The organism is Comamonas sp. MYb396 (assembly GCF_037479555.1).
Taxonomy (GTDB): domain Bacteria; phylum Pseudomonadota; class Gammaproteobacteria; order Burkholderiales; family Burkholderiaceae_C; genus Comamonas.
In genome coordinates this window covers 261,219-268,939 of record NZ_JBBGYU010000008.1, presented here as the reverse complement: position 1 = coordinate 268,939, position 7,721 = coordinate 261,219, and the positions used below count along the sequence as shown (strand labels likewise).

The 7,721-nt window shown below is 59.8% G+C and carries 7 protein-coding genes and 3 pseudogenes; 4 read left to right on the top strand and 6 right to left on the bottom strand.

Annotated elements, in window-relative coordinates:
• Positions 1-284: 284 nt before the first annotated feature.
• The 3 genes and pseudogenes from WH265_RS18815 to WH265_RS18805 all read left to right on the top strand — a co-directional run.
• Positions 285-899: pseudogene (locus WH265_RS18815) on the top strand (IS3 family transposase); the annotation flags it as partial.
• 212 nt (positions 900-1,111) lie between these two features.
• On the top strand, positions 1,112-2,170 hold the full coding sequence (locus tag WH265_RS18810; RefSeq protein ID WP_339559286.1) for an IS110 family transposase: 1,059 nt from the start codon (positions 1,112-1,114) through the stop codon (positions 2,168-2,170).
• A gap of 12 nt (positions 2,171-2,182) precedes the next feature.
• Positions 2,183-2,404, top strand: a pseudogene (locus WH265_RS18805) (IS3 family transposase); the annotation flags it as partial.
• A 1-nt stretch (position 2,405) separates the two neighbouring features.
• Here WH265_RS18805 and WH265_RS18800 read toward each other — a convergent pair.
• The 6 genes and pseudogenes from WH265_RS18800 to WH265_RS18775 form a co-directional block, all read right to left on the bottom strand.
• Positions 2,406-2,630: a hypothetical protein gene (locus WH265_RS18800; protein ID WP_339559285.1), complete on the bottom strand. Its 225-nt coding sequence runs from the start codon at positions 2,628-2,630 to the stop codon at positions 2,406-2,408.
• Between the two features lie 104 nt (positions 2,631-2,734).
• Positions 2,735-3,553, bottom strand: a complete 819-nt coding sequence (locus WH265_RS18795) for an AraC family transcriptional regulator (protein ID WP_339559317.1) — start codon at positions 3,551-3,553, stop codon at positions 2,735-2,737.
• Between the two features lie 47 nt (positions 3,554-3,600).
• Positions 3,601-4,311: a LysE family translocator gene (locus tag WH265_RS18790; RefSeq protein WP_339559284.1), complete on the bottom strand. Its 711-nt coding sequence runs from the start codon at positions 4,309-4,311 to the stop codon at positions 3,601-3,603.
• A pseudogene (locus WH265_RS18785) lies at positions 4,301-4,474 on the bottom strand (transposase); the annotation flags it as partial. The pseudogene WH265_RS18785 and the gene WH265_RS18790, both read right to left, overlap by 11 nt.
• A 56-nt stretch (positions 4,475-4,530) precedes the next feature.
• Entirely contained in the window at positions 4,531-5,169 is a 639-nt protein-coding gene (locus tag WH265_RS18780; protein WP_339559283.1) for an NADPH-dependent FMN reductase, read from the bottom strand.
• Between the two features lie 152 nt (positions 5,170-5,321).
• Complete coding sequence (locus WH265_RS18775; RefSeq protein ID WP_339559282.1) at positions 5,322-6,494, bottom strand: multidrug effflux MFS transporter; 1,173 nt, start codon at positions 6,492-6,494, stop codon at positions 5,322-5,324.
• 144 nt (positions 6,495-6,638) lie between these two features.
• Between WH265_RS18775 and WH265_RS18770 the strand changes: the two genes are divergently transcribed.
• On the top strand, positions 6,639-7,508 hold the full coding sequence (locus WH265_RS18770; RefSeq protein WP_339559316.1) for a LysR family transcriptional regulator: 870 nt from the start codon (positions 6,639-6,641) through the stop codon (positions 7,506-7,508).
• Positions 7,509-7,721: the final 213 nt, after the last annotated feature.

The following is a 7,721-nucleotide window of genomic DNA, read 5'->3' as shown; positions in this document are numbered from 1 at the left end:
GCTGCGAAGCGCTGGTGCAGCGCATGGTGGCCGAGTGCCAGGAGGCGCTGGCCAGCGCCGCGCCCCGCGCTGGCATGCCCGAGGCAGCCCTGCTGCAGCAGGCGTGAAGACCAAGACCACGAACGCCCCCCCCGCCTCCAACCCCCCCGCCCACCCCCCCCCCCCCCCCGGGCGCCCCACCCCCGCCCGGGGGGGGGGGGGGGGCCCCGCGGGGCCCGGCCCCGCCGCGGCCAAAAAACCCCCGGCCCCCCCCCCCCCCCCCCCCTTTCCCCCCCCCCCCCTCGTCGGGATATCGGCGCTACGCGGCGCTGCAGCGCGAGCCATACAAGCGCTGCGCCAGAGCGTGTCGTGAAGACGCCCTTATGCCGGCGATACAACGCGTCTGGCAGGCCAATATGCAGGTCTACGGTGCCGTGAAGGTCTGGCGTCAGCTGGCCCGTGAGGGAACAAGCGTGGCCCGTTGTACTGTCGAGCGGCTGATGCGCCGCCTTGGCCTGCGAGGCGTGATGCTCGGCAAGGTAGTCCGCACCACGATCAGCGATGCCAAGTCTCCATGCCCGCTGGATCGTGTCATTCGGCAGTTCCGTGCCGAGCGTCCGAACCAGCTTTGGGTCAGTGATCTCACATACGTATCGACGTGGCAAGGTTGGCAGTACGTGGACTTCGTCATTGTTGTGTACGCCCGGAGAATCGGTTGTTGGCGGGTGAGCAGTTCGATGCGCACCGACTTCGTCCTCGATGCGCTGGAACAAGCCCTGTACGCCCGACAGCCTGAGCGCGACGGGTCCTTGACCCATCATTCCGACAGGGGGTCTCAATACGTCAGCATTCGCTACTCCGAGCGGCTTGCCGAGGCAGGCATTGAGCCCTCGGTGGGCAGCCGTGGTGACAGTTACGACACTCAGTTCCAATTGCGTTGGACGCCGACGTTATCTGACCCGAGCTACGACTGGACTTGCTGCCTTTGCGTTGACCTGTCGATTACGTCGGATGTTCCCCGAGCACCGTCGGGCTCAATGCATGTGACCTAATAGGAGACTTGTTCTGCACCCTGAGTGTCCTGTCCGGCGATTGAGGTTCGCGATGCCTTCTGCAACACGGAGGAACTTGTATGAATCAGGACGAAGTCATTCTTGGGGTTGACACCCATCTGGACGTGCATGTTGGCGCAGTGATCAATTCCACTGGTAAGCTGCTTGCAACCAAGGCGGTGGAAACAACGGGGGGTGGTTACCTGGAACTACTGAACTGGGCCCGATCGCACGGAGAGCTCCTGCGTGCTGGTATTGAGGGGACGGCTACCTACGGTTCTGGGCTAACGCGTTTGCTGCTCGATCATGGCGTCGAAGTTTTTGAAGTCAACCGACTCGACCGCGCCGCGCGGCGGATGCGTGGCAAGTCCGACTCTACAGATGCCCATAGCGCTGCGTGTGCGGTACTTGCGGGGCGAGCAACGGCAAAGCCCAAAGAGCAGTCTGGCGCAGCATACGCGATGCGCGCCGTCTCGGTAGCGCGCCGTAGCGCGGTGAAGGCCAAGACGCAGGCCATCAACCAACTGCGCGGGATTCTGATCAGTGCGCCGCAAGATGTCCGCGATCGCCTGCTGCACACCAACGCGGAAGATTGCGTCAACAGGTGCTCGCGAGCGAGATGCTTGGGAACAGCGCCATTGCTGCAGCCGCTTATGGCAACACTGCGCCTCCTCGCCAAGCGCTGGCTGGCGTTGAAAGCCGAGATCAAGGTTCTGGACGCGGAACTCGCGGAACTCGCGGAGCTCACAAGCCAACATGCTTCGCGGCTTCGCCAAAAGTTTGGCGTCGGCGCCCAGACCGCTGCAGTCCTCGCCTGTGTTGCTGGCGACAACCCGGATCGCCTGAAAAGTGAGGCTTCCCTGGCCGCACTCTGTGGTGTCAGTCCACTGCAAGCCTCATCGGGAAAGACTCAACGCCATCGCTTGAATCGAGGGGGCGACCGCTCCGCGAACAATGCTCTTTGGACCATTACCATGGTTCGAATGCGCAGTGATCCGCGCACGCGCGAGTACGTCGCTCGCCGTACGGCACAGGGCCTGTCAACCAAAGAAATCCAGAGATGCCTAAAGCGGTACATCGTTCGCGAGCTATACCCGTTGATACTGGCTGACCTGCACGGATCACACAGCCCCTCTTGACATAGGAGCGTCAACGCCTTGGCCGAGACCATCAACGGCTTGTACATAGCCGAGTTGATCCATCGCCGGGCACGGTGGAAGACCAGGGAATCCTTGGAGCTGGCCACGCTGCAATGGGTGTCTTGGTTTAACCACCACAGGCTGCTCGAGCCCATCGGGTACAGCCCGCCTGCAGAAGCTGAGGCAAACCACTACCGGCAACTCGCCAGTCAGGCCACCGAGGTGGCAGTCTGACTTAAACCAAACTGCCTCCACGAAACCCAGTGCGGTTCATCAACACGTCCTGCCGCGACTTGAGCCCTCTCCACACGCCAGCGAGCTCAGCCCACTGCCCTGCTGCATGGATGGCCTGATCCGTTGCCAGTTCTGCAGTGAGCATCACCTGTTTGAACTGTACTACCCTGCTCCCCTGCTGCTTCAGACCGGTTTCGCGTTGCTGGATATCTTGGAAATTGGCCATGTGCCTCCGACGTCTTTAGGAGAAACCCTCAAGTATTGGTGTTCTTGCGGAATCCAGGCGCCAGCTCGAAATTCGAGCTGCGGCCCGGGTAGGCTTGGCAGGGGCTATCCAGTCCTGGCCTCAGGCGCTTCCGCGGCCGAGGCATAGTTGCCAGGCGTGAGCGAGTGGTGGGCCTTGAAGGCGCGTTGCATGTGGGCCTGATCCGCAAATCCCATGCAATGCGCCGCGTCGGCCAAATGCATGCCTTGCGCCAGCAGGCGCCGCGCGCCGTTCAGGCGCAGGTTGAGGCGATAGGCTCCTGGCGTGACACCCGTTGCCGCCTTGAAGTGCCGGATGAAGCGCGAGGCGCTCATGCCTGTTGCTTGTGCCAGCGACTGCACGCTGGTAGCGGCGCCTGGATGCCGGTGCAAGGTCTCCAGCGCCTCGCGCACGGCATGGAAGCTGCTGGTGTTTTTTTCTTCATCGGCAACGGACAAAGAACTCACGTGCTGAAGAAAATCCCGCAAAAGCCGAACGTGGCTTGTGACTCCGGCTTGCTGGCCGTCCAACGGTCGGCAAAGGCGATCAACTGTTGCCCCCAGCTTGGCATCATGCAGTGCCCGCTGGGGAAAGGTCATGGATGTGGCCTGCAACTGCTCGTGCACCCACTCGGCACGCACAAACAGCATGCGATAGGCCCAGTCGGTGACCTGATCGGGGTTGCATGCATGCCAGCGTCCCGGCTCGATCAGCACGATGCTGCCTTTGTTGACGCGCTCCGGGCCGTCCGCATGATGGAACACGGCGCTGCCGTGGTCCACGATGCCGATCGAGTACTCGTCATGGGCATGGAGCCGGAAACAGTGCGGCGAAGGCCCGCTGACACGCAACTCCATCCATGGAGCCAGGTGATGTCGATGGAAATGATGGATCTGCTGTGTCATTGAGGGCAAGAATACGCGGCTGTGCGATGGGCGTTCGCTGCCCTTCATCATGCCAGCACTCCAAGCACGCTGCCAGCCAGCAATGCCGCAAGCAATCCGTTGAAGAGCCGCTGGCGTTGGGGCGTTTGAAGCCAACGTGCGAGTACTTTGCCCAGAATGGCCCAGCAGCCGATGCCCACCAGGCAGGCCAGCAGGGAAATACCGCAAAACCAGGCGAGTGCGGATGCCGCTGCAGTGCCACGCGCTGTCAACGGAATCACGAACATGCCGACTCCGGACAATGCCACCAGCCAGGCCTTGGGGTTGAGCGCCTGCACGGCGGCCCCTTGCCCGAAGGCCTGCATGGGTCGAAGGGAAGGGGTGACCTGAGCTTGCGATGACGGTGACGATACCGGCGCTGTCGCCACACGCCAGGCAAGCCACAGCAGGTAGATCGCGCAGACCCACGGCGCCGACGCTGCAAGTACCGGAACCCGTAGCAAGAGTTGCCCGCTTTGGCCCATGACCCAAACCACCGCGGCATAGCTGATGCTGGCACCCAGAACATAGAGCCATGCCACGCTACGGTGGGGCTGCGTTCCATGGCGTAGCGCGAGCACGTTGACGGGGCCGGGCGTAATCGCTCCGGCCAGCGCGAATCCGGACATGGCGAGCAAGGAGGTCAGCATGGAAAAAACGACTGAAAGTTGTTTACGGACCCGCAGTCTGAAGAAGAAGTGTGCGTTTGTATTGAACGCAATTGCAGTGGATGGCCGCATCTGAGAACTTCTGGCAACGGCCACGCTTGCCCGTGGGTGGAACTAGCCACTGCATGTCCCTATCCAGCCAGACGGTCAGGCCCCCTCGCGCCTTCAACGCTGCGTTGTACGCCTTCCAGTTTGTTGTGCGGCATTTGCACCGACCCCAGCTCGTCTCACTCATCTCCCCAGCCTACGCTAGCTGAGGACGGCATTTGTGCAACAAAGCCGCCAAGAGTTTTAATTGCAACCAGATTTTTTTAATGGTTCATCTTGTCGTGATGCGTGACGCATAAATACTTTATTCGGATTTCTGAGGGATTGTGTTAGCGGCGAAAAACTGGCTCCGCTACTTTGATGAACTGCCGCAGCAAATTTGAGTAGAAACGATCTGATCTGTGCCTCATTCTCTGGTAGGTATAAAAAATTCACGACTTCCTCTGGGGATTTCCCAATGAGAGGGATGCGTAAAAATAGATGCTCAAGAAAATTACTGCTTAACGTCGAAAGAACCATTCTTAGCGAAGCCAACAAATCATCACCTCGATGTGATGCATGTACCAAAACAATGGGCTTTCCAATAACTTCAAAGCGCGAAACCATCCAGTCAATTGCATTCTTGAGGCCACCGGGAATTGCACGGATGTACTCGGGGCTTGAGATGACGATGCCATCGTTAGCGGAGACTAATTCTAGAAATTCACGAACTACCAAGGGTGTATTCTCCCCTTCGTCATCAGGCGAAAACACTGGTAATGTATGCAGGTGACAGAAAACTGAGATATCAACACCCAGTGGAGCTAGGTTTTTCATGGTTTGCAACAACGCCGTATTCGTGGATGCTTCACGTGAGCTGCCTGAGATAGCCAAAATTTTCACGATGTCCTCTTTGTGCCCAAACGAATTCAGTCCAGCTGCTGGCAAGCGGCTGCGACAGACCTATGACGAAACGAATGCTGCTACCAAACCAATCTCAACTGCTGGAAGCATTCACAGCCCGGGCGAAGTAGTTCCAGCGGCTTTGAGGGTAGTTAGACCGCACCCGTCCGGTTTCTAGGCGATGGCAGACAGGTTAACAGCGCAATCAGGCTGAGCACCAAAACCGCGCAGCCAAGCACGCCAAGGCCAGTGCCGAAGGCCGCGCTGACGCCCATTGCTACCAGTGCGGCGCTGCCGATCTGAAAGAACCCCACCAGCCCAGAGGCGGTCGCCGCATACCCGTGCTCGCTGGAAATGGCCCCTGACACGGCCAGCGACAGCGACGAACCATTTGCGAGGCTAACCAAGCACATCGGCAGAACCACGGAGGCCGCGCTATGTAGCCCCAATGCCATCACGGCAAGAAATGCTACACCGCCAAGCACGAAGCACTTGATGCCGGCCGCAAGGATGCGGTCGTAGGGCCAGCGATCAAGCAAGCGCTTGGCCAGCAGGTTTGCACCGATGATGCCGGCTGTCAGCGGCAGGTAAAGCCAGCCGCTTTGCTCCTCACTCAAGCCTAAACTCGCGAACAGAAACGGCGACTGAGTCAAGTAGACAAACCAGGCGCAATAGATTGCGCAGACCACCAAGGTATAACGGCGAAAAGTTCGGTCACGCAGGACATTACTGAAGCCGGCAAAGGGAGACGTCCTGGTATGGCCAGCAATGGGGAGCGTTTCAGGTAACAGCGTTATCACCATCATCAGTGCAGCGACCCCGAACGCGGCGACGAACAGGAAGTCAGACCGCCAGCCAAAAGCCGCAGCTAGGTGCCCGCCGATGGCCGGTGCCAGGGCTGGCGACAGCGAGACCAATGGGTAGATCACCGCATAGACCTTGGCAGAAGTGCGCCTGTCACAGGTGTCGGCGATCAGTGCACGTCCAACGACCAGGCCGGCAGCTGCACCGACTGCTTCCAGCATGCGCCAGGCCAGGAACCCGTGGTAGCTCGCCGAGACTGCACAACCCACTGAGCCGACTATGTAGAGGGCGATGCCAGTCAGCAGTATGGGCCTGCGGCCATTGCGATCTGACAGGGGCCCATAGGTCAACTGGGCAATTGCCAGTGCCAACAGGTAGAACGAGATGGTTTGAGGCATTTGCCAGTCGGCTACGCCAAACTCCTTGGCCATGCCTGGCATAGCGGGAAGATAGACGTCTGACGCAATCAGGCCGAAGGCACTCAGCATGGCGACGGTCAGAATGAAAGATAAGCGAGGCATGACAGCTCCCGGCAGCCTGGCGGGCCGGCTGCGCATCAAAGATTCGAAAGGGTTGAGTCCATGCTACGCATTTACCATCCATGTGAAAATGCACAGAAAAGCAGCTTATTGCTGCATATTTGCAGTATGAGCAATGAGGCGATGATGAATTGGGACGACGTTCGGATATTTCTGGCAATTCAGCGCGCCGGCACCTTGCGCGGGGCGGCGCAGCAACTGGTCATCGACCAGACCACGGTGAGCCGGCGTCTGACCGGATTGGAGCGAGCTTTGGGCAGTCGGCTGTTCCTGCGCACCACGGGCGGCTTGGTACTGACCGACACAGGCCTGGAAGTGCTGCGCATGGCCGAGGACATGGAACGCATGGCTGTCTCCTTCGAGCGCCGCGGCGAAGGTGCCGATGCGCGCGTGGCCGGTGAGGTGCGTGTGACCACCACCGACGCCCTGGCGGTGGACTTCGTGGTTCCAGCCATTAAACAACTGCGCGCCAGCCATCCTGAGGTGAGGGTGATCCTGAGCACCACGACTCGGTTGCTCGATCTGGCGCGACGGGAGGCCGACATTGCGGTACGTACCTTGCGGCCGGAGCAGCCGGACTTAATCGTTCGTCAACTCGGCTGCTGGGAGGTCGGGCTTTACGCCACAGAAGACTATCTGGCAAAACATGGTGAACCGCGCCCCGGGCAAGGCCTTGCGAATCACGATATTGCGCTTTACCAGCAAGGCGTCACCGGCCGGCAAGATGACACGCTGGCGGGTGAATCCAGGTCTCAGGCTCGCGTGGTCGCCGAACTGGATTCGAGTTTGATGCTCGCCACATTCGTGCGGGCCGGCTTGGCCATAGGCGAGTTACCTGAGTACCTGGCTAGGCGCGATCCTGCACTAGTGCGGTTGTGGCCGGAGCGCCGTCGGGCAATGCCTTACGAGGCGTGGCTGGTGCTGCACCAGGACCTGGCACGTACATCCAGAGTCCGTGTCGTCGTGGAAGCAATTACATCGGCTTTTGCCGATTAAACGTCAGGCATGCGCAAGCCACTTAGTTGCTATGGGGGGCAATTCAAATGCTGCAAAGTCGACTTAGCTGTTAGGGTCGATGCAATCTTGACCAGCAGCGCGTCATCCCGTCATAGACGGCGCTGGCAACCGCCGTCGTAAAGCAAACATAAGCTGCCGAGGTACGACCGACAGCGATGGGTCGGTAGCGCCTATTCATACACTGCAATAGCG

What these genes read in the sequence shown, in the direction of transcription:
- WH265_RS18810 (WP_339559286.1), top strand. Translation starts at nt 1,112, where the DNA reads ATGAATCAGGACGAAGTCATTCTTGGGGTTGACACCCATCTGGACGTG.
- WH265_RS18800 (WP_339559285.1), bottom strand. Translation starts at nt 2,630, where the DNA reads ATGGCCAATTTCCAAGATATCCAGCAACGCGAAACCGGTCTGAAGCAG.
- WH265_RS18795 (WP_339559317.1), bottom strand. Translation starts at nt 3,553, where the DNA reads ATGACACAGCAGATCCATCATTTCCATCGACATCACCTGGCTCCATGG.
- WH265_RS18790 (WP_339559284.1), bottom strand. Translation starts at nt 4,311, where the DNA reads ATGCGGCCATCCACTGCAATTGCGTTCAATACAAACGCACACTTCTTC.
- WH265_RS18775 (WP_339559282.1), bottom strand. Translation starts at nt 6,494, where the DNA reads ATGCCTCGCTTATCTTTCATTCTGACCGTCGCCATGCTGAGTGCCTTC.
- WH265_RS18770 (WP_339559316.1), top strand. Translation starts at nt 6,639, where the DNA reads ATGAATTGGGACGACGTTCGGATATTTCTGGCAATTCAGCGCGCCGGC.